The organism is Herbaspirillum frisingense GSF30 (assembly GCF_000300975.2).
GTDB classification, from domain to species: domain Bacteria; phylum Pseudomonadota; class Gammaproteobacteria; order Burkholderiales; family Burkholderiaceae_D; genus Herbaspirillum; species Herbaspirillum frisingense.
Map to the genome: position 1 here is coordinate 22,970 of NZ_AEEC02000034.1, position 19,626 is coordinate 42,595.

A 19,626-nucleotide genomic window follows, 5' to 3' on the forward strand; every position below is an offset into this window, starting at 1 on the left:
TGATGGTGGCATTCAGATGGGTTGCACCAGTGCCGCGTGCGATTCGCGCATGATGCGGGAGTGCTCGTCCTTGTCGCCGCCCTCCACCTCGATCTCGCCCAGCCGCGCCGAGTTCTCCACCACCATGCGGCAGCGCTCCCAGCGACGCTCTTCGAAAGCCGACAAGGCCAGCGGCACGCTATCGTTGCGTGCCAGCTCGTCGGCCAGCACCAGGGCATCCTCGATGCCGATGCAGGCGCCCGAGGCCAGGTGCGGCGTGGTGGCATGTACCGCATCGCCGATCAGCACCACGCGTCCCTGATACCAGGGACGCGGCAGCAGCAGGCCTTCCAGCGGACGGAAGATGATGCGGGCGCTGTCATCGAGCTGGTCGCGGATGGTCTTGAGCGCCGGGGCGCTGAAGTCTTCCAGCAAGCCGCGCAGGCGCGCCACGAAGGTGGATGGATCGATGTGGTCGTTGACCGGACGTGGCTCGGTCACGAAGAGGTACATCTCGTCCCGGGAGACCGGATTGACGCCGGGCTTGATACGCGGGCCCATCCACATGGTGCAGGTATCGATCTCGGCCGGGCGCGGCAGGATGGCGCGCCACACGGCTTGGCCGCTGTAGCGCGGCTTGGGCGCGTCGGGAAAGAGCTGGGCGCGCAGTTTGGAGTACAGGCCATCGGCGCCGATCACCAGGTCGTAGCGGCGGGTCTGGCCATCGGTGAATTCCACCTCGACCTGGTCGCCCTGCTCACGCAGGGCGGTGAAGGTGCAACCCAGGCGGACGTCGGCACCCGCCGCGCGGGTGGCATCGGCCAGGATGCGCGCCAGTACCGGGCGCAGGATGGCACCGCCACCCGGCACATCGGGTGCTGCCAGGCGCGGCGTGGGCAGCTCGGCGATCTGCGGGCCGTGCGGCAGGCACAGGCGCACGCCGTCACCGGCCGCGCCTTCGCTCAGGAAGGCTTCCAGTACGCCCAGTTGCCTGAGTGCACGCAGGGTGGCCGGGCCCAGACTGATGCCGGCGCCATAGTTGCGCCACTGGGCATCGAGCTCCACCAGATCGACCTGGGCGCCACGGCGGCACAGATCGATGGCGGCGGACATGCCGGAAAAGCCGCCGCCGATGATGAGGATGCGTTGGGCTGCGAGTGTCATGGTGTCTCCTGAATCTTTTTCTTGATGAATTAAACGTGATCGTCGCTGGCCAGGTGCAGGCCACCGTCGTCATCGATACGCAGCGCGACCGGTGTGAGCGTGTCGCCCAGGCAGGGACCGAGCGTGCACAGTCCGGTGAGCGGATCGAACAGTGCGCCATGGGCGGCACAGACTACGTGCTGCCCGCTGGCGTCGAGATAGGCGTCGCGCCGCCACGGCAGCGGTGTGCCGTGGTGCGGACAGCGGTCGCGCCAGGCGCGCACCTGCTCGCCCCGGCGCAGCAGGAAGATGGTGGCCTGCCCCGCCCCGTCGGTATCGAAACCGCGTGCGCCGTCCTCGGGCAATTGCGTGACGTGACACAGGTACATGGCCGTCTCTCCCGGTGGGTTCAGTGTGCGGCGCCCGGCGGCGGCGGACCGCTGGGTGCCCATTTCTCGCGATACTGGAACAGGAACAGTTGCGAGGCATCCGCGCCCATTGGCACTTCGCGGGCGGCCCAGGCCTCATCATGCAGGTCCATGTCGGCGTCGTATTCGACGTGGCAGCCCAGCGGCGAATTGAAGTACCAGAACCAGTTGCTGCCGAAACGATGGCGGCCAGGCCCCCAGAAGCTCTGGTAACCCTTTTCGACGAAGCGGGTGCCGGCCAGCAGCACTTCGGTCGGGCCGCCCATGTGGAAGGTGAAGTGTTCGCAGCCTTTCATGAAGGGCGGGGTCTGGATCATGAAGAGGGTATGGTGGTCCTGCGTGCCGGCCGGGCGCAGGAAGGGCCCCACGCCGGTGAAGCGGTCGGTGCAGACGAAACCCAGGCGCTGGTAGAAGGCCTCGGCCCGGGCCGCATCAGGGACGAAATACACCACGTGCGAGAGCGTACGCGGCAGGGCCGGCAGTTCCGGCGGCAGGCCCAGCTGATTGGGCGCACGCTGCGGATCGCCCGGACCGTTGACGCGTTCGGCGGGCATGACCAGGGGGCGGCGTACGGTCAGCTGGAAGGCCAGCGCAAAGCCCATGTCGTCCACGCTGCGTACCACGCCGTCACGACGACTGACTTCGCGGTCGCGGCGCAATTCGGTTTCGATGGCGTCCAGGGAGGCGGCATCGGCCACCCCGTAGACGGTTTCGCGCAACAGGCTGGCGGTACCCATGGGCGGCGGGAGGGTGGCATCGTCGCGGGCACGCAGCACGATGGCGGTGCCATCCAGGGCTTCGAAACGGTCGCCGCCGGCGTCGCTCAGGCCATAGTCGAGCAGGTACTGGCGGCAGGCGGGCAGATCGTCCACGCCAAAGACCAGGGCATCGGGTCCAATGATGTTCATGCGGATTTCCTTGTGATTCAGTCTGTGTGTCATCGGTGATCGTTCTGCCTCAGCCACGGGTGCGACCACCCAGGGTCTCGGCCACCCAGTCGGCAATGACATGGCCGGCATTGATGGAGTTGTCGAAACTGGCGTGCTGCACCCCGCCTTCGCGGTCGGTGAAGATCTTCAATTCGCGCTTGGGGCTGTTGACCAGTTGTTCGTAGGTGCGATGCGCCCACTTGAGCGGAATCTGGCTGTCCTTTTCGCCGTGGGTGACCAGGAAGGGCACGCGGATCTTTTCGACCACGCCATCCAGGTGCACGTCCTCGGCGATGCGCATGAAGTCGTCGACGTCCTTGGCGCCCCACACCCAGCACACGTGCTGCCAGTAATGCGGCACGGGGAAATCGCCCTCTTTTTCCAGGCGACGCTTCTGCACGTCGCGCCAGTCGTGATTGGCGCCCCACACCACCCCGCAGGCAAAGCGCGGCTCCATGGCCACCACGCGCGGGCAGTAGTAGCCGCCCAGCGAAACGCCTTCGCAACCGATGCGTTTGGGGTCCACATCATCGCGCTGCTCCAGCCAGTCCACCACGTGAGCGGCCCAGTGCTCGGCATCGAAGCGCGCGGTCATGCCGTGCAGGCGCAGGGCTTCGCCGGTGCCGGGCTGGTCGATCACCAACGAGGACACGCCGCGCTCGGCCAGCCAGCCGGGCAGGCCGACCAGGTATTTCATTTCCTTGGTCGAATCCAGGCCGTTGAGCTGAACCAGCACCGGTGCCGGTCCCTGCACACCGATGGCGCGGGTATAGAGGCCCGAGATCACCTGGCCTTCATAGGGGATCTCGACGCGCTGGCAGTTGTCGCCGGCCAGGGCGATGCCGCGCTGGAACACTTCGAGGAAGCGCCGGTACAGTGCCAGCCGGCCAGGCGCACCGTGGCCCTGCAGGCGTTCGCAGGTCAGCAGATAGCTGGCGGCGCGCTTGTACTTGGCGCCGGCCGAGAGCAGCCGGCCGCGCACTTCGTCCTCGGCGGCGAGGCTGCACAGCTTTTCTGCCATGTCCGCCCAGGTGGCGCGGAAGGCGGCCGTGCCTTCGGCGTCAGGCTGCCTGGCCGCCTCCTGCAGAGGTGCGCACATGGCTTCGATCTCGCCGATGCGCGCCCCCATCTCGATGGCAAGGTCGACGGAAAGATTCCAGACATAATTCGTCGGGAAGTAACGGAACATGGTGAAACTCCTTTGATGATGAGTGATGCTTGGGGTGGGCCGGACCCAGGTCCTCAGTGCGGGCCGCCCAGCCACAACGGCATGGCGAAGTTGATCCAGATGGCATCGCTCTTGGCCGTGTTGGCGGCGTACAGACCGCGCTGGACATTCATGTTGATGCTGAAGGGACCGGCGTTATAGGCGACGGTCGGGCCCATGGCGAAGCTGCGCATGCGATTGCCAGGGATGTCGCTGCCGTTCTGGCGGTCGTCGGTGAACTGGTTCAGGTAGGAACCGGTCACGCCGACCTTCCACTTCCCGAAGTTCCAGCCGCCGATGAAATCGGCCACGTAGGCGGTGCCGGAGCGGTAATTGGTATCGCTGTTCTTGTCATTGAAGAGCAGGCGGTTGGAGATGCCCAGGTCCAGTCCATCGGGATCGTTGTGGCGTATCGCCAGCACCGGCTGGTACGAGGTATAGCCCACTGCCACGCTGGGGCGGGCGGGATTGTAGGAGCCGGTCTTGAGTGCGAAGTCGAACCCGAACGTGACATTGGTGTGGGCCGCCACATCCCAGCGCAGCAGCAGCGGCGTGACGGTGACGTTGGACAGGCCATTGTGGTTTTCGCCGTGGCCAGCCACTTCGGTATGCAGCGACACCACCGGCAGCACCAGTTGCGAATACACCTTGGCGCCGAACCATTCCACGCCATAGGAGGCCAGCAGACGCGTGGTGGCGGAGAAGGCTTGGGACTTGAAGGGGATGGGCAGCTTGTTGCCCTTGTTGTCGTACAGACCGTCGGCACTGCTGTAATTGAATTGCTCCACCGCAAACAGGCCCGGGATGGGCGGCAGCGCAGCGATGTATTCACTGGTGGACCCGGTGGGGAATGGCGAGATGCCACCTTCAAACGCTTGCGCAGACTGCATGGCCGCCGTGCCCAGCATGCCCAGGACGGCGCATGTGGCCAGCCGCTGGACTGGTACGTATCCTCTCTTCACTTCTGTCTCCTTGTCTCCTACCCTGCCTGGCTTGTTGTCTCGCCATCGCGGCGTCTTTTCGGGGCCAGGCCAAAAGCGGCGCGCAGAGGGCGCCGCCGGCTTGCCGTGCCGGCCCTTTCTTCGATCTGCGGGGAGCCGTGCAGCGGATGAGGGAAGCTTAAGTTCGAGGTTGATATTGATCAAATGGATTGTTTTGATTCATGATATGGGCGGCATCAATACATGACCGCGCCCGCACACCCTGTGTACAGAAGGCCGGCACGCCCGAACAACGGAGACACGCCCATGCGCTTCAACAAACTCGACCTCAACCTGCTGGTCGCCCTGGATGCCTTGCTGACTGAACTGAGCATCAGCCGCGCCGCCGAGAAGATTCACCTGAGCCAGTCGGCCATGAGCAATGCGCTGGCCCGCCTGCGCGAATATTTCGACGATGAATTGCTGATCCAGGTCGGGCGCCGCATGGAGGCCACGCCACGGGCCGAAGTGCTGCGCGACGCGGTCAATGATGTCCTGCGGCGCATCGAGGGTTCGATCGCCGCCAAGCCGGCTTTCGTGCCGGCGCAATCACAACGGGAATTCCGCATCTCGGTCTCGGACTTCAGCCTGAGTGTGCTGGTGCCGCGGGTGATGGCGCGTGCCTACGCCGAGGGGCCGGGCATCCGCTTTGCGCTGATGCCGCAGGTGCAAGACCCGCCCCGCTCTCTGGACCGTGCCGAGGTCGATCTGCTGATCCTGCCGCAGGAATTCTGCACGCCCGACCACCCCGCCGAAGAAGTCTTTCGCGAACGCCACGTGTGCGTGGTCTGGCGCGACAGCCCGCTGGCCGACGGCGAACTGACGCTGGAACGCTACATGAACGCGGGCCACGTGGTGATGGTGCCGCCGGGCGCCAATGCCTCGTCGGTGGAAGCGTGGATGACCAACAAGCTGGGCTTTGCCAGGCGCGTGGAAGTCACCAGTTTCAGCTTTGCCTCTGCGGTGGCGCTGGTGCAGGGCACGGACCGGATTGCCACCGTGCACGGCCGCCTGGCGCGCAAGCTGGCGCCGCAATGGCCGGTGGTGATCAAGGAGAGCCCGTTGCCGCTGGCCGAGATGCATCAGATGATGCAGTGGCACCGCTATCGCACCAATGATCCGGGCATCGAGTGGCTGCGGCGGATATTCGTGGAGAGCGCGCGGGAGATGGATGCTGTACCGACATTAGCGACCTGAGCGACCTGAGCGACCTGAGCGACCTGACTCACTGCGTTGTCAAGCGGCCCTGATCCTGCAGAAGAGGTCGGCGATATAAATCGTATAAAAAATATTCGTCATCGGACCAGAACAGGCTCAACAGGCTCAAGAAAAAAGCCCTGCCGCCCGGGGGCGACAGAGCTTTTGTGCAGGCTTGGGCACTGCGCCTGACGGCGCAGGCGGGTGAGGTCAGAAATCGACCTGCGCCGACAGCACCAGCGTGCGGCCGGACGAGGTACCCACATAGCCGTTCTGCATCAGCCAGTAGTTCTTGTCGAACAGGTTTTCGATATTGGCGCGGTAGGTCACGACCTGCCCTGCCGCCTTGGTGATGTAGCGGGCACCGATATCAACGCGGGTCCAGCCCGGCACCTTGAGCGTGTTTTCATTGCTGTACCACATCGAACCGGTGCGGGTCACGCGGGTATTGAGCGCCAGGCCTTGCAGCCAGGGCGCGTCCCAGTCCAGCCCGAGGTTGAAGTTGCTGCTGGGGATGGCGCCGACATCCTTGCCGTCGTTGGTGCCATTGTCGGTGTGGTATTGCTTGGCGTCGAAGAAGGTGCCGCTGGCATTGAAGCGCAGGCCGCGCTGCAGTTCGCCATAGGCCGCCAGTTCCAGTCCGCGCACGCGGTTGCGACCATCCTGGGTGGTGGTGTTGATGCCATTGACGAGGGTGGTGCTGGAATTGGCCTGCTCAATCTGGAACACGGCGGCAGTGGTGGTCACGCGGCCCCAGTCGATCTTGGCACCGGTCTCGATCTGCTTGGATTTGTACGGCGCGAACAGTTGGTTGGGATTGCCGTCGCTGGCCGAGGTGAAGCCGCCGGCGCTGAGGGCTGTCGTGTAGTTGGCGTAGAGGGAGACATTCTCCATCGGCTTGACCACCACACCCAGCACCGGGGAAATGGCGGTCTTGTTGGAGGTCTGGCTATCATCCACCAGGCTGTGCGAATAGACCTGCTGGCGGCGCAGTCCGCCGATCAGGCGCAGGCGGTCATCGGCCAGCGACAGGGTATCGGTCAGGGCCACGCTGGTCAGGCGCACCTGGCTTTGCGGCGTGGGCTGGCCGCGGCTGCCGGTGACGGTGGGCAGGGCCACCGGGTTATACAGGTTGGAGGTGACGCTGCTGGGTTCGGAGAGGTAGAAATAATCGGTCTGCTGGTTCAGCATGTTCACGCCCAGCATCAGGGTGTGCTTGATGCCGCCGGTATTGAAGCGCGCCCGCATGCCGACATCGGCAGAGGTGGAGGTCACCTGCTGGTCGTAATAGCCGTTGTACAGGGTGGCCGTGTCGCCGCGTGCATTGAGGATGGTGGCGCCGGGCCAGCTCTGCGCGGAACTGGCGACGTGGTAGCCGACCGCGCCATAGGCGGTCAGTTGGTCGTTGATGTCGTATTCCAGGCGGGTGGTGGCGGCCTTGTCGTCCGATTGCAGCGTGGTGCCGGGATACAGATTGGTCTTGCCCGAGGGCGCGTCCGGCATGACCAGGCTGCTGATGCTGAATTGCGGGCGGAAGTTGCGGGCATCTTCATGCTGGGTATAGGCGTCCAGGCTCCAGCGCACACGACCGCCGTTGTAGTCCAGTCCGACCGACCCCATGCTCTGCTGTTGATTGCTGCCGGACAGGCCGGTATTGCCGTCGGCATAGAGCGCATTGACGCGCACGCCCCATTCCTGGTTCTCACCGAAGCGGCGGCCGAGGTCGGCCTTGAGACCGAACTGCGAATTGGACAGATAGGTGGCCGTCACGCTGGAAATGGGGTCTTCATGGGCGCGCTTGGGAATCAGGTTGACCGCGCCGCCGACACCGCCGGCCGGCCCCATGCCATACATCAGGGTGCCCGGACCTTTGAGCACTTCGATGCGCTCGACCATGGAGATGGGCATGCGGGTCAGCGGCACCATGCCATACAGGCCATTGAAGGCCACATCGTTGGCCGACATGGTGAAGCCACGGATCTGGTAGCTGTCGCCGAAACCACCGTTGCCATTGGTGTTGCGCACCGAGGCGTCGTTGGCGATGACGTCGCCGATGGCGCGCGCCTGCACGTCTTCGATGCCTTGCGAGGTGTAGTTGGTGGTGCTGAACGGGGTATCCATGACGCTGGCAGTGCCGAGCACGCCCAGGCTGCCACCCCGCGCCACCAGGCCGCCGGCATAGGGGGCGGTGGGGTCGGCGCTTTCGGTGATGGTCACGGTGGGCAGGACGGCATTGGCGTTGCTGCCTACGGTGGGGGCCAGCAGCGTGTAGCCACCGTCGGCATTCTTGACGGCCTGCAGGCTGGAGCCGCTCAACAGGGCGGCGAAGCCCTCGTCCACGGTGTAGCGCCCGGACAGGCCGGCACTCTGGCGTTCGCGGGTCACGGCGGGGTCGAACGAGAGCAGCACGCCGGCACGGCGCGCAAAGCTGTTCAAGACCTGGTTCAGCGGGCCGGCGGGCAGATCATAGGCCTGGCGCTGGGCGTCGCTGGCCTGGGCCTGGACGGTGGCCATGGGCGTTGCCAGGGCAGCCAGTACGGCCAGCCTGGAGAGGGTCGGACGGGAGGGGAAACGGGTCGTTGTTTTCATGTCGGTCTACGGTGATGGGCGAGCTTGCTATCAGGTAAACCGAACGAGCTGCAAAAAACTGCAGAGGCTGGCCAAAAAATCTTTACGTCATGCTGCGTGGGGCTGCTGCCCGTGGACGCAGGGTGATCCAGTAGGAAGTCCAGGTATCGATCTGCACCGGCAAGGTACGCGCGATGGCGGCCAGGATGCGCGCCGGCTGGTCCAGCGGGAACACGCCCGAGATGGGCAGCGACGCAACAGCCGGATCGCAGCGCAGCCTGCCGGGCAGGTAACGGTCCAGCTCGGCCACCAGTTCGCCCAGCGGCATGCGGTCGGCGACGATGACGCCGTCGGTCCAGGCCAGCGCCTGTTCATTGGCGGGCGCCAGATTGCCGACCAGGCCATGCCGGTCGAACATGCCCTGCTGCCCGGCATCGATGCGCACGCTGTCAACGCCATCCCTGGCCGTGAAGGCCACCGCACCGGCATAGACGGCCAGTCGCATGCCGGCCTCGCTGTCACGCAACTGGAAGCGGGTACCCAGCGCACGCGCCTGCCCCAGGCGGGTGTGGACCATGAACGGACGATAGGAGCGGCCCTCTTCGCGGGCGGTGGTGATGAGCACTTCACCGCGATGCAGCTTGATCAGGCGCTGCTGGTCGTCGTAGGCAGTGTCGATGGCGGTGGCGCTGTTGAGTTCGAGCACGGTACCGTCGGCCAGCAGCACACGCCGCCGCTCGCCCACCCGGGTGGAATATTCGGCCATCAGCGCCGGCCAGGAGGTGGCCATGCCGGCGCCGGTGGCTACCAGCCCTACCCCGGCAACCAGGCACAGGGCCTTGACGGCGAAGCGGCGGTTATGACGACTGCGGGCGTCACCATCGCCGATGCTGCCATGCGCCAGTGTGCGCGGTAGCGTAGCAACCCGCTCGCTCAACGACTGCAGCCGCTGCCAGGCCAGTTCGTGCTGCGGCTGTTCGGCGCGCCAGCGGCGGCAGGCTTCGTGTTCCTGGGCGGTGGCGGCGCCCGATTGCAGCCGCACCATCCAGTCGATGGCGGTCCTGACGATGTCGTCGGTGGGAGCGGTGATCTCAGCGGCCATATTGGACGCTGTAACAGGCGGTGAAGGCACGCTTCATGTATTGCTGTACCGAACTGAGCGAAACCTGCAGGCGCTCGGCGATCTCGGCATAGCCCAGGCCGTCCAGTTGTGACAGCAGGAAGGCGCTGCGCACCTTGGCCGGCAATGCGGCCAGCATGGCATCGATTTCGTTGAGGGTTTCCAGCACCAGCAATTGCGCCTCGGGTGAAGGCAGGTGCTCGGGCGGCAGTTGCGCCAGCATCTCCAGGAAGCTGGCTTCCAGCGCGCAGCGACGGAAATGATCGATCACCAGACCGCGTGCGATGGTCGCCAGCAGGGCCCGTACTTCCTCCAGATAGAAGCTGCGGCGCGACACCATGACCCGCACGAAGGTGTCCTGGGCCAGGTCGGCGGCCAGTTCCGCATCATGGGTGCGACGACGTAGCCAGCCCAGCAGCCATTGGTGATGACCGGTGTAGAGGCCAGCGATGTCTGGGTGACGCGGAACGGGTTGGACGACGTCGGTCATGACGGCGAAAAATAATGAGAACTGTTCTCATTATAATCCGTAAAGAACGGTGCGCCAACAAACCTTCATTTACTGATGCTGCCTTGTGAAGTATTCGATGGAAAAAACGACAAAGCCCCGGCACGAGGCCGGGGCTTTGTCCAGGTTTGTACGGCCCTGACTTGCTGCCGTCCACCGTAACAGTGGCGGGCAGGATCAGAACTGCCGCTTCCCTGATTACTTGACCACGCTCAGCAGCGAGCGCTTGCCACCCTTGTAGGTGTACAGGGTCAGGGTACCGTTCAGGATGTCACCCTTGGCGTCGAAGGCGATTTCGCCGGTCACGCCCTTGTGGTGGATCTTGGCCAGTTCCGGCAGGTAGACCTTGGGGTCGGAAGAACCGGCCTTCTGCATGGCATCGGCCAGGGTCATCAGCGCATCGTAGGTGTACGGAGCGTAGATCACGACGTCCTGGTTGAACTTCTTCTTGTAGGCAACCTTGAAGTCTTCCAGCGCCTTCTTGCCGGCTTCGGTCACGCCACCAGCTTCGGCGCAGACCACTTCGCTGTCCTTCAGACCGGGGCCAGCCAGGTTGGGCAGTTCGGTGGTGCAGATGCCGTCACCGCCCATGAACTTGGCAGCCACGCCCAGCTGATCCATCTGGCGCAGCATCGGGCCGGCCACGGCGTCCATGCCGCCAAAGAAGACCAGGTCAGGCTTCTTGGACTTGACCGAGGTCAGGATGGCGTTGAAGTCGGTGGCCTTGTCGGTGGTGTACTGGGTCGCCACCACGGTAGCACCGGCAGCCAGCGCGCTCTTGCGGAATTCCTCGGCCACGCCCTGACCGTAGGCGGTACGGTCGTCGATGACGGCGACGTTCTTGCCCTTGAGTTCATTGACGGCGTAGCGACCCAGCACGCCACCCAGCTGGCCATCGTTGGCCACCACGCGGAAGGCGGTGTTGAAGCCTTGTTGGGTGTACTTGGGGTTGGTGGCCGACGGCGAGATTTGCGGGATGCCGGCATCGAAGTAGATCTTGGAAGCGGGGATGGTGGTGCCCGAGTTCATGTGGCCGACCACGCCCTTGACCTTGGCATCGACCAGGGCCTGGGCCACGGTGGTGGCTTGCTTCGGATCGGAAGCGTCATCCTGGGGAACCAGCTGGAAAGTCACTTTCTTGCCGCCGATCATGAAGCCCTTGGCATTGAGCTCGTCCACGGCCATGCGGGCGCCGTTTTCGTTGTCCTTACCGATGTGGGCGTTGGGACCGGTCAGGGGAGCGACGTGACCGATCTTGATGACCTCTTGTGCCTGCGCAGCCCCTGCGAATGCGAACGCTGCCACGATGGCGGTGGCGACAGGAATCCCTTTAATTTTTTGCATGAAATGCTCCTATTACTTCCGATAGAGTGATTGAAAACGCAGTTCGTTGTGCCATTTGTTATATGCGCTGACCAATCCTGACATCCGCGAACGAAGGCCCGGACGATCAACACCGCAGCACCCCCAGTTGCTGACTGGATGTTGCTTGCGGACTCTGCTACTGCAAAAAACGAGCCATGCCCCATGGCATCACGACTCGGGAGCCCTCCCCGTGGTGTTTCCCGCTTAAAAAGGGACGGAGCCACCTCAGGTAAGCGGCCCGGACGAAACGCCAGGCCAGGCGGGGCAGTTCCTACGACGCGATCCACCCCGCTGGGCAGAATACACCGTAATGGTGCGGCTGGGAGCGGCGCACGGAGACCAGTACAGTTCTTCAGACAGATCGCACGTTTTATGCACTTTTTTAATACGCGGCATTGGGTTTCGCACCAAATGGGAACGTGAAACCGAAAAAAACTGCACGCCCGCACAAGTGGTCGCAGGGGGAGCGCATTTCTCACCAAAGCATCCATCCCGCTAGATGAGAAAATCAGTTTCCCGCAGCCTTCCTGCTCCCTCGCTATGTCGTGTTTCGAGGTGTAAGCACGACTTGCGCCAGTCAATTTGCCGGCATTCGAAGTAATGACATTGCTGAAATATCGCCTTGCCATTTCGGCTATCCCGGCAGACCTCGCGTTAAGTGCAGTTTTACGAAAATCGGCAGGGTGCGATACAATGTATCTCAATCAATCGCAACAGGAGGCTGTCATGGCTACCACCACTATGGTTCACGTTCGGGTGGACGAGGATCTCAACGCGCAGGCAGCAGAAACGCTGGCCTCCATGGGCCTGACCGTCTCCGACGCTATCCGGGTGTTTCTCACCCGGGTCGTCGCCGACAAGGAACTGCCGTTCGCGCTCAAGGCTCCGAACGCCGCCAGTCAGTTGGCCATCGCCGAGGCAAACGAGATCATCAAGAACCGTCGCGCTCGCTTCGCAACCGCTGACGCTCTGCTGAATGACCTCGAAGAAGCCAGCCGCAAGTAAGCGGGCAAAGCTGCCTCGCGCGTCGGACTACACCAGGGACTTCCTCAAGGACTGGCAGCGCCTGTCTCATTCCGGCCGATACGATATGAACCGGCTGAAAGAGGCCATGACGCTGCTGATCGCCAACGACGGGCCGCTGCCGCCCGAATGGCTCGATCATTCGCTGGCCGGCGACTGGACAGGTCATCGCGAATGTCACATCGGCGGCGACTTCCTGCTGATCTATACACTGGACGACTCGGGCAAGAGCGGCCTGGTCGTATTCGTGCGCAGTGGGACGCACTCAGACCTGTTCTCGTAGGCTTGCATCCGACCAAGCTTCAACTGACCAACAACATGCGGCTGGCCACTGCTACGCGCGACGCCTCGGGGCCCTCGATGGGCCAGAGTTGTTGATTTCTTTCAGAATTATCCCCCCCAGCCCATCAATTTTCACTGCAACTAGACGACAAGTCTTTGATTTTAAAGCGGAATATCGGCGTCATCCTTATTGATCACCAAGACATCAATTAAGATCGCGAACGCAATTGACGCCTTGAAAAATCCAAAGCCCATCCCTATACTTAGCACTCGTCACGGCAGAGTGCTAACAGCCCGCCGGGCGCAATCCCCTTTTTCTTGCGGTGAGGTTTGCTGCATTTGGAAGAAAACCGTTGCAGGCTTCGCCGCAATCAATGCTAACTTATTGAAAATTAAGGAGTTCTCATGAATCTTCGCCCTTTGCACGATCGCGTCATCGTCAAGCGCCTCGACCAGGAAACCAAGACCGCTTCCGGTATCGTTCTGCCTGATGCAGCGACCGAAAAGCCGGACCAGGGCGAAATCCTGGCCGTCGGCAATGGCAAGATCCTGGAAGATGGCAAGGTCCGCCAACTGGCCGTGAAGGTCGGCGACCGCGTCCTGTTCGGCAAGTACTCCGGCCAGGCCGTGAAGGTCGATGGCCAGGAACTGCTGGTCATGCGCGAAGAAGACCTGTTCGCCGTCGTCGAGAAGTAATTCGGCATCCGGCCCGTCTGTATCTTCATATATAGAGGGCCCTCGGCAACAAGACAGCAGCCGGCGCTTGCCCCAGCTTTCAGCTACAAGCCCGGCGACATGAACTGAACCGAATTTCTGGAGAATCCAACATGGCAGCAAAGCAAGTTATTTTCGGCGATGAAGCACGCGCCAAGATCGTCAACGGCGTCAACATCCTGGCCAACGCAGTCAAGGTCACCCTGGGCCCCAAGGGTCGTAACGTCGTGCTGGAGCGCAGCTTCGGCGCCCCGACCGTGACCAAGGACGGCGTTTCCGTCGCCAAGGAAATCGAACTGAAGGACAAGCTGGAAAACATGGGTGCCCAGCTGGTCAAGGAAGTGGCTTCCAAGACCTCCGACAACGCCGGTGACGGTACCACCACCGCTACCGTGCTGGCCCAGGCCATCGTGCGCGAAGGCTTCAAGTACGTCGCCGCCGGTTTCAACCCGACCGACCTGAAGCGCGGTATCGACAAGGCCGTCACCGCCATCGTTGGCGAAGTGAAGAACCTGTCCAAGCCCACCACCACCTCCAAGGAAATCGCTCAGGTCGGCTCGATCTCGGCCAACTCCGACGCGGACATCGGCGACATCATCGCCAAGGCCATGGAAAAGGTCGGCAAGGAAGGCGTGATCACCGTCGAAGACGGCAAGTCGCTGGAAAACGAACTGGACATCGTCGAAGGTATGCAATTCGACCGCGGCTACCTGTCGCCGTACTTCATCAACAACCAAGAGAAGCAGATCGTCGCCCTGGACAATCCCTTCATCCTGCTGTTCGACAAGAAGATCTCCAACATCCGTGACCTGCTGCCGGTGCTGGAACAAGTCGCCAAGGCTGGCCGTCCGCTGCTGATCGTGGCTGAAGACGTCGAAGGCGAAGCCCTGGCTACCCTGGTGGTCAACAACATCCGTGGCATCCTGAAGACCGCTGCCGTCAAGGCTCCTGGCTTCGGCGACCGCCGCAAGGCCATGCTGGAAGACATCGCCATCCTGACCGGTGGCCAAGTGATCGCCGAAGAAGTCGGCCTGACCCTGGAAAAGGCCACCCTGGCTGAACTGGGCCAAGCCAAGCGCGTCGAGATCGGCAAGGAAAACACCACCATCATCGACGGCGCTGGCGAAGCTGCCGGCATCGAAGCACGCGTGACCATGATCCGCACCCAGATCGGCGAAGCAACTTCCGACTACGATCGTGAAAAGCTGCAAGAGCGCGTGGCCAAGCTGGCCGGCGGTGTTGCACTGATCAAGGTTGGCGCTGCCACCGAAGTCGAAATGAAGGAAAAGAAGGCCCGCGTCGAAGATGCACTGCACGCTACCCGCGCTGCCGTTGAAGAAGGCGTCGTGCCTGGCGGTGGCGTGGCCCTGCTGCGCGCTCGCGCCAACGTCAAGGACCTGAAGGGCGACAACCCCGACCAGGAAGCCGGTATCAAGATCGTGCTGCGCGCCATCGAAGAGCCGCTGCGCCAGATCGTCTTCAACGCCGGCGACGAGCCGTCGGTGGTGGTGAACAAGGTGCTGGAAGGTTCGGGCAACTTCGGCTACAACGCCTCCAACGGCACCTACGGTGACCTGGTGGAACTGGGCGTGCTGGATCCGGCCAAGGTGACCCGTTCGGCTCTGCAGAACGCTGCCTCCGTGGCCAGCCTGATCCTGACCACCGACGCCCTGGTGGCCGAAGTGGCTGACGACAAGCCGGCCGGCATGCCTGGCGGCATGGGTGGTATGGGCGGCATGGGCGGTATGGACGGCATGATGTAATTGCCCTCCTGCTGCGGGCCATGGATGACATGGCCTGTGCTGCAAGAAGAAAACCCGCATCGGCGACGATGCGGGTTTTTTATTGTGCTGGTGCCACTGGATGGTGGCCGATTCCGCTCTGCGCTGCAGTTCCGCTCCGCGCTACCTTTCGATCGGCATTTGCCGCTGGTCGTGCCGGATTTGCGATCAACTCTGAGTCGCCTGCGCTCTGTCTCTGGAGCGGTCGTGCCAGCCGACCATATTCCAGGACGGAAGCTTGATGCAGGAATTCACACAATGAAAAAGACCCGCATCCTTGTGGGACACGGGTCTTCGAACAGTGCGCCCTTGCAGGCGCGGCGTCCAACGTCTTAGAAGCTGTGGATCATCCCGGCATTCAGACCGGTCTGGCTGCGGTTGGCGCCCGGGATGCGGTCGCTGGCCGTGCCGACGTTGTACATGTCGTTCGAACGCAGGTTGCGCAGGACAGCATACGTCGTGGTGCGCTTGGACAGGTCATACTTGGCGCCCAGGTTCAACTGCACCAGGCGACCGTTGGAGCCCTTGACGAACTTGGCGCTGGTCAGTTGCACACTGCTGATCAGCGACAGGGCCGGCAGCAGCTTGTAGTTCACGCCTACATCCAGAGTCTGGCTGGACTCGTTGTTGGGACCGCCGATGGCAAAGTCAGCCTTCTCTGCCGGCTTGTAGGCAGGATCCTTGCGCTTCGGGTCGACCAGCATCGCGAAGTTGTAGTCCTTCGGGTTGTAGTCCGGACGTGCTGCGGTCAGCGGCAGTTTCACGCGCGAGTACGAACCGTAGACCTTGGCCGGGCCGAACTGGTAAGAAGCCGCCAGGGTCCAGGTCTTCAGGCAGGTGTCGCCATTCTTGCCGGGGCCGTTGCAGGCTGCCGCGCCCTTGACGTCACTGGCATTCTTGGAATCACCCATCTTGCTCTGGAAATAACCCAGGCCGACGTTCAGCGGGCCGTTGGCGTACATGCCGCCCAGACCGAAGGATTGACCGGAACCGGTGCGGCCGGCCTCCTCGCCGAAGCCATAGATCAGGCTACCGGTGAAGCCGTTGAAGTCAGGGGAGTTATAGCGGATGGAGTTGTTGACGCGCTCGCCGTTGGTGCGGTCCAGGTTCAGCGAGTGGATGCGGCTGACACCGCCGCCGAAGTCACCCGGCGAGGTGATACCGCCGATATCATCCAGGACGTCCTTCTGACGACCGGCCAGGATGGTACCGAAGTTGCCCGAAACGCCAACGAAAGCCTGACGGCCCCACAGCAAGCCCTTCTGACCAGCTTCGCCGGTATCGACGTTGAAGCCGTTCTCGATGTTGAACACGGCCTTCAGGCCGCCGCCCAGGTCTTCGCTACCCTTGATGCCCAGGCGCGAGCCCTTCATCAGGCCGGAATCGAGTGCCACCTGACCGCCGGTTTCCTTGCCGGAAGTGATGATCTTGTTGGTGTAGGACAGGCTGGCATCGACCGAACCATAGACGGTGACAGTGCTTTGTGCATGCGCCGCGCCGGCGAAGGCAGCCAGCACGGCCAGGGCCAGGATGGACTTTTTCATAGAGAGTACTCCGTAGTGGTTTGATTGCTGTTGATTGGCGGGTGCCGGTCGCGATCTCGCGTGGCCACCCCCACACTTCTTGGAAGATGACTTCAAGAAGTTACGGCAAATCTAAACGGTATTTATTTTCTCAATCGATTCATAATTTGAATTGTGTCGATTTATGAGAATATTCTGTATTTTTATTGCAACCAATGCCAACAAAAAGGGACGTCCCTTTTTGCTGCTTCAGTAATGAAATCGACACTGATGCACGATGACGATCCCCGGCATCCGCTCGATCACGATGCGGTGTTCGCCGCACAGCCGGATGGCCCACAGGCCCGGCAGGCGCAGCGGCAACCGGGTCATGCGCACGGCCGGCAGCGGGGTGTCGTCCTGCAGCCGTCGCAGCAGGCCCAGCAGCGCGCGGGCCGTGACACGGTCGTGGCGGCGCCACCAGGCCAGGTCCTGCCGGGCCATCGGCGAAAGCCAGAGCCTGTTCACGAAGGGGATGGTCCGGATAGCAACGTGGCCCGCAGCTGCTGCAGGCTGCACAGGAGCCGCTCGGCATTGAGGTCGTTACCCAGCAGGAGCAGGGCCTCCTGGACACCGCGCCAGACCGATTCCCGCACCAGCACCAGGTTTTCGGCGTTGTCGCGGGTGAGGATGACTTCATCGATATCGGCCAGCTCCAGCAATTCATCGAGCCGACCATTGAGCGCCTGGACGGGGTATGCGTACATGGGAATAGGTGTAGTCGAGGCAGCAGGCGGTACGTAGCGCACCGGCCACCACCGGGCTGAAAGAACGCAAAAAGATACGCTTCCCCGGACGCCCGGCGACGATCCCGGCAAAAATTGCTGCACCTACTAGAATTTATTCGAAGACTTTGTCGTGCCAGGCCGGCAACCAGCACCTGGAAAAGTGCCGATGCCGCCCTGGAAGCCAGTCTCCAGGCGGCTTCCCGTCGCATGCTAAGACGCGGAGGTTATATGCATAAGCGAAAAATTGTTTTCCCTATATAACCTTGCCGCCTTAAAATAGCGGCTTCTTATAAAAAATATCGATGGCAGTGGAGACCTGTGATCCGGCGACCGCCCGCGCGTCTCCCTGAGGGGCTGTGCCGGGATGCCGGCACCCGGGGGCCCGCTGCCATTTCCGTTCCCATCATGATCGAAATACAAGCTGTCACCCAGCGATTCGGCAATGTCGAAGCGGTGCGCAACGTCGAACTGTCGATCCGCAAAGGCGAGGTCTTCGGCATCATCGGCCGCAGCGGCGCCGGCAAGAGCACGCTGGTACGCACCCTGAACCTGCTGAACCGCCCCACCTCCGGACGTATCATCCTGGACGGCCAGGACCTGACCACCTTGTCCTCGTCCCAACTGCGCGAGGCCCGCCGTGGCATCGGCATGATCTTCCAGCATTTCAACCTGCTGTCCTCGCGCAGCGTCTACGACAATATCGCACTGCCGCTGGAACTGGCCGGCAAGAGCAAGTCCGAGATCGCCGCCAAGGTGGAGCCGCTGCTGGAACTGGTGGGCCTGACCGCCCTGCGCGACCGTTACCCGGCGCAGATTTCGGGCGGCCAGAAACAACGCGTGGGCATCGCCCGCGCATTGGCCAACGATCCGAAGGTCCTGCTCTCCGACGAGGCCACCTCCGCGCTGGACCCGGAAACCACCCGCTCCATCCTGGAACTGCTGCACAAGATCAACAAGGAACTGGGCCTGACCATCGTCCTGATCACCCACCAGATGGAAGTCATCAAGGACATCTGCGACCGCGTGGCCGTGATGGAAGCCGGCCAGGTGATCGAACAGGGCGAGGTGCTGGAGGTGTTCCGCCAGCCGCGCCATGAAGTCACCCGTGCACTGATCGGCGACGTCATCGCCCACGAACTGCCCAAGGGCGTGCTGGCGCGCCTGCGCGAGCGCCTGGCCCGTGCCGATGCCGGCCAGGGCACCGACCACCTGTTCCGCTTTGCCTTCACCGGCAACGATGTGGACCAGCCGCACCTGTCGGAAGCGGTGCGCCGCTTCAACCTGAATTTCAACATCCTGCACGGCCAGATCGACGAGATCCAGGGCCAGGCCTTCGGCTCGCTGGCGATCCTCGCCAACGGCTCGCAGGAAAACATCAACCAAGCCATGCAATACCTGCGCGAGCAGGGCGTCGTCGTCGAGGAGCTCAACCATGTCATCTGAACTGATCGATCTGTTCGTCAGCTCCTTCGGTGAGACGCTGATGATGGTGGTGATTTCCGGCCTGGTCGGTTCGCTGCTGGGCATCCCGCTGGGCATCGCCCTGCACATCACCGAAGACAAGGGCGTACTGCCCAATGCGGTCTTCAACCGCGTCGCCGGCCTGCTGGTCAATGCAGTGCGCTCCACCCCCTTCATCATCCTGCTGGTGGCGGTGATCCCGATGACGCGTTTCTTCGTCGGCACCTCCATCGGTACGGCTGCCGCCATCGTGCCGCTTACCATTGCCGCCGCGCCCTTCATCGCCCGCCTCGTCGAGACCGCCTTGCGCGAAGTGGACCACGGCCTGGTCGAAGCCGCACAGGCCATGGGTGCGAACACCTGGCAGATCATCTACAAGGTCTTGGTACCAGAAGCATTTGCTGGTATCGTCGCCGGTCTCACGATCACCTTCGTCAGCCTGGTCGGCTATTCGGCCATGGCCGGCGCCATCGGTGGTGGTGGCCTGGGCGACCTGGGCATCCGCTACGGCTACCAGCGCTTCCTGCCGGAAGTGATGCTGGCGGTGGTGCTGATCCTGATCGTGTTCGTGCAGTTGGTGCAATCCCTGGGAGACCTGCTGGTGCGCAAGCTCAGTCATCGCTGAACAGCTATCAAAAGCGCAGCAAGAGC

Annotated in this window: 19 protein-coding genes; 7 read left to right on the top strand and 12 right to left on the bottom strand. The window is 62.7% G+C overall.

What is annotated here, in order from left to right; all coding sequences use genetic code 11:
* Nucleotides 1-12: 12 nt before the first annotated feature.
* The 5 genes from HFRIS_RS19410 to HFRIS_RS19430 are packed head-to-tail and all read right to left on the bottom strand — an operon-like array spanning nt 13 to nt 4,594.
* Nucleotides 13-1,143: an FAD-dependent oxidoreductase gene (locus HFRIS_RS19410; protein WP_006713105.1), complete on the bottom strand. Its 1,131-nt coding sequence runs from the start codon at nt 1,141-1,143 to the stop codon at nt 13-15.
* 29 nt (nt 1,144-1,172) lie between these two features.
* Nucleotides 1,173-1,511, bottom strand: coding sequence for a Rieske (2Fe-2S) protein (locus HFRIS_RS19415; protein ID WP_006713107.1), 339 nt, complete (start codon nt 1,509-1,511; stop codon nt 1,173-1,175).
* Between the two features lie 20 nt (nt 1,512-1,531).
* Nucleotides 1,532-2,458, bottom strand: coding sequence for a VOC family protein (locus HFRIS_RS19420; protein ID WP_006713109.1), 927 nt, complete (start codon nt 2,456-2,458; stop codon nt 1,532-1,534).
* A gap of 49 nt (nt 2,459-2,507) precedes the next feature.
* Nucleotides 2,508-3,668 carry an alpha/beta hydrolase family protein gene (locus HFRIS_RS19425; RefSeq protein WP_006713111.1) on the bottom strand — a complete coding sequence of 387 codons (1,161 nt, stop codon included), beginning with the start codon at nt 3,666-3,668 and terminating at the stop codon, nt 2,508-2,510.
* Nucleotides 3,669-3,721: 53 nt separating this feature from the next.
* On the bottom strand, nt 3,722-4,594 hold the full coding sequence (locus HFRIS_RS19430) for a SphA family protein (protein WP_006713113.1): 873 nt from the start codon (nt 4,592-4,594) through the stop codon (nt 3,722-3,724).
* A gap of 339 nt (nt 4,595-4,933) precedes the next feature.
* Between HFRIS_RS19430 and HFRIS_RS19435 the strand changes: the two genes are divergently transcribed.
* Entirely contained in the window at nt 4,934-5,863 is a 930-nt protein-coding gene (locus tag HFRIS_RS19435) for a LysR family transcriptional regulator (protein WP_006713115.1), read from the top strand.
* 210 nt (nt 5,864-6,073) lie between these two features.
* Here the strand turns inward: HFRIS_RS19435 and HFRIS_RS19440 are convergent, their stop codons facing one another.
* The 4 genes from HFRIS_RS19440 to HFRIS_RS19455 form a co-directional block, all read right to left on the bottom strand.
* Entirely contained in the window at nt 6,074-8,452 is a 2,379-nt protein-coding gene (locus tag HFRIS_RS19440; RefSeq protein ID WP_081626887.1) for a TonB-dependent receptor, read from the bottom strand.
* An 82-nt stretch (nt 8,453-8,534) separates the two neighbouring features.
* Nucleotides 8,535-9,533: a FecR domain-containing protein gene (locus HFRIS_RS19445; protein WP_006713117.1), complete on the bottom strand. Its 999-nt coding sequence runs from the start codon at nt 9,531-9,533 to the stop codon at nt 8,535-8,537.
* On the bottom strand, nt 9,523-10,041 hold the full coding sequence (locus tag HFRIS_RS19450; RefSeq protein ID WP_006713118.1) for a sigma-70 family RNA polymerase sigma factor: 519 nt from the start codon (nt 10,039-10,041) through the stop codon (nt 9,523-9,525). The genes HFRIS_RS19445 and HFRIS_RS19450 overlap by 11 nt, the downstream gene beginning before the upstream one ends.
* A 216-nt stretch (nt 10,042-10,257) precedes the next feature.
* The gene (locus tag HFRIS_RS19455) at nt 10,258-11,403 is read right to left on the bottom strand and encodes a branched-chain amino acid ABC transporter substrate-binding protein (protein WP_006713119.1); all 1,146 of its coding nucleotides are present in this window, start codon (nt 11,401-11,403) and stop codon (nt 10,258-10,260) included.
* A gap of 747 nt (nt 11,404-12,150) precedes the next feature.
* Here HFRIS_RS19455 and HFRIS_RS19460 point away from each other — a divergent pair.
* The 4 genes from HFRIS_RS19460 to groL all read left to right on the top strand — a co-directional run bounded on the left by HFRIS_RS19460 (nt 12,151) and on the right by groL (nt 15,206).
* On the top strand, nt 12,151-12,429 hold the full coding sequence (locus HFRIS_RS19460) for a type II toxin-antitoxin system RelB/DinJ family antitoxin (RefSeq protein WP_006713120.1): 279 nt from the start codon (nt 12,151-12,153) through the stop codon (nt 12,427-12,429).
* Nucleotides 12,401-12,730 (top strand): type II toxin-antitoxin system YafQ family toxin, encoded by a 330-nt coding sequence (locus HFRIS_RS19465; protein WP_006713121.1) that lies wholly within the window; start codon nt 12,401-12,403, stop codon nt 12,728-12,730. Before HFRIS_RS19460 ends, HFRIS_RS19465 begins: the two co-directional genes overlap by 29 nt.
* 404 nt (nt 12,731-13,134) lie before the next feature.
* Entirely contained in the window at nt 13,135-13,425 is a 291-nt protein-coding gene (gene groES, locus HFRIS_RS19470) for a co-chaperone GroES (protein ID WP_006713122.1), read from the top strand.
* 131 nt (nt 13,426-13,556) lie between these two features.
* On the top strand, nt 13,557-15,206 hold the full coding sequence (gene groL / locus HFRIS_RS19475; RefSeq protein WP_039876549.1) for a chaperonin GroEL: 1,650 nt from the start codon (nt 13,557-13,559) through the stop codon (nt 15,204-15,206).
* Between the two features lie 350 nt (nt 15,207-15,556).
* Here groL and HFRIS_RS19480 read toward each other — a convergent pair whose 3' ends face one another.
* From HFRIS_RS19480 to HFRIS_RS19490, 3 genes are all read right to left on the bottom strand, one after another.
* Nucleotides 15,557-16,768, bottom strand: a complete 1,212-nt coding sequence (locus HFRIS_RS19480; RefSeq protein ID WP_006713125.1) for a porin — start codon at nt 16,766-16,768, stop codon at nt 15,557-15,559.
* A 228-nt stretch (nt 16,769-16,996) separates the two neighbouring features.
* A complete protein-coding gene (locus HFRIS_RS19485; RefSeq protein WP_152486722.1) occupies nt 16,997-17,254 on the bottom strand; it encodes a type II toxin-antitoxin system YoeB family toxin in 258 nt (85 codons plus the stop codon).
* Entirely contained in the window at nt 17,251-17,493 is a 243-nt protein-coding gene (locus HFRIS_RS19490) for a type II toxin-antitoxin system Phd/YefM family antitoxin (RefSeq protein WP_006713127.1), read from the bottom strand. Before HFRIS_RS19490 ends, HFRIS_RS19485 begins: the two co-directional genes overlap by 4 nt.
* Before the next feature lie 426 nt (nt 17,494-17,919).
* On the opposite strand from HFRIS_RS19490, the gene HFRIS_RS19495 reads away from it, so the two are divergent.
* Nucleotides 17,920-18,957: a methionine ABC transporter ATP-binding protein gene (locus HFRIS_RS19495; protein ID WP_006713128.1), complete on the top strand. Its 1,038-nt coding sequence runs from the start codon at nt 17,920-17,922 to the stop codon at nt 18,955-18,957.
* Nucleotides 18,947-19,600 (top strand): methionine ABC transporter permease, encoded by a 654-nt coding sequence (locus HFRIS_RS19500; protein WP_006713129.1) that lies wholly within the window; start codon nt 18,947-18,949, stop codon nt 19,598-19,600. The genes HFRIS_RS19495 and HFRIS_RS19500 overlap by 11 nt, the downstream gene beginning before the upstream one ends.
* Nucleotides 19,601-19,626: the final 26 nt, after the last annotated feature.

What these genes read in the sequence shown, in the direction of transcription:
- HFRIS_RS19465 (WP_006713121.1), top strand. Translation starts at nt 12,401, where the DNA reads ATGACCTCGAAGAAGCCAGCCGCAAGTAAGCGGGCAAAGCTGCCTCGC.
- HFRIS_RS19500 (WP_006713129.1), top strand. Translation starts at nt 18,947, where the DNA reads ATGTCATCTGAACTGATCGATCTGTTCGTCAGCTCCTTCGGTGAGACG.
- HFRIS_RS19450 (WP_006713118.1), bottom strand. Translation starts at nt 10,041, where the DNA reads ATGACCGACGTCGTCCAACCCGTTCCGCGTCACCCAGACATCGCTGGC.
- HFRIS_RS19495 (WP_006713128.1), top strand. Translation starts at nt 17,920, where the DNA reads ATGATCGAAATACAAGCTGTCACCCAGCGATTCGGCAATGTCGAAGCG.
- HFRIS_RS19480 (WP_006713125.1), bottom strand. Translation starts at nt 16,768, where the DNA reads ATGAAAAAGTCCATCCTGGCCCTGGCCGTGCTGGCTGCCTTCGCCGGC.
- HFRIS_RS19455 (WP_006713119.1), bottom strand. Translation starts at nt 11,403, where the DNA reads ATGCAAAAAATTAAAGGGATTCCTGTCGCCACCGCCATCGTGGCAGCG.
- HFRIS_RS19425 (WP_006713111.1), bottom strand. Translation starts at nt 3,668, where the DNA reads ATGTTCCGTTACTTCCCGACGAATTATGTCTGGAATCTTTCCGTCGAC.
- groL (WP_039876549.1), top strand. Translation starts at nt 13,557, where the DNA reads ATGGCAGCAAAGCAAGTTATTTTCGGCGATGAAGCACGCGCCAAGATC.
- HFRIS_RS19435 (WP_006713115.1), top strand. Translation starts at nt 4,934, where the DNA reads ATGCGCTTCAACAAACTCGACCTCAACCTGCTGGTCGCCCTGGATGCC.
- HFRIS_RS19460 (WP_006713120.1), top strand. Translation starts at nt 12,151, where the DNA reads ATGGCTACCACCACTATGGTTCACGTTCGGGTGGACGAGGATCTCAAC.
- HFRIS_RS19415 (WP_006713107.1), bottom strand. Translation starts at nt 1,511, where the DNA reads ATGTACCTGTGTCACGTCACGCAATTGCCCGAGGACGGCGCACGCGGT.
- groES (WP_006713122.1), top strand. Translation starts at nt 13,135, where the DNA reads ATGAATCTTCGCCCTTTGCACGATCGCGTCATCGTCAAGCGCCTCGAC.
- HFRIS_RS19440 (WP_081626887.1), bottom strand. Translation starts at nt 8,452, where the DNA reads ATGAAAACAACGACCCGTTTCCCCTCCCGTCCGACCCTCTCCAGGCTG.
- HFRIS_RS19490 (WP_006713127.1), bottom strand. Translation starts at nt 17,493, where the DNA reads ATGTACGCATACCCCGTCCAGGCGCTCAATGGTCGGCTCGATGAATTG.
- HFRIS_RS19420 (WP_006713109.1), bottom strand. Translation starts at nt 2,458, where the DNA reads ATGAACATCATTGGACCCGATGCCCTGGTCTTTGGCGTGGACGATCTG.
- HFRIS_RS19430 (WP_006713113.1), bottom strand. Translation starts at nt 4,594, where the DNA reads ATGCTGGGCACGGCGGCCATGCAGTCTGCGCAAGCGTTTGAAGGTGGC.
- HFRIS_RS19410 (WP_006713105.1), bottom strand. Translation starts at nt 1,143, where the DNA reads ATGACACTCGCAGCCCAACGCATCCTCATCATCGGCGGCGGCTTTTCC.
- HFRIS_RS19445 (WP_006713117.1), bottom strand. Translation starts at nt 9,533, where the DNA reads ATGGCCGCTGAGATCACCGCTCCCACCGACGACATCGTCAGGACCGCC.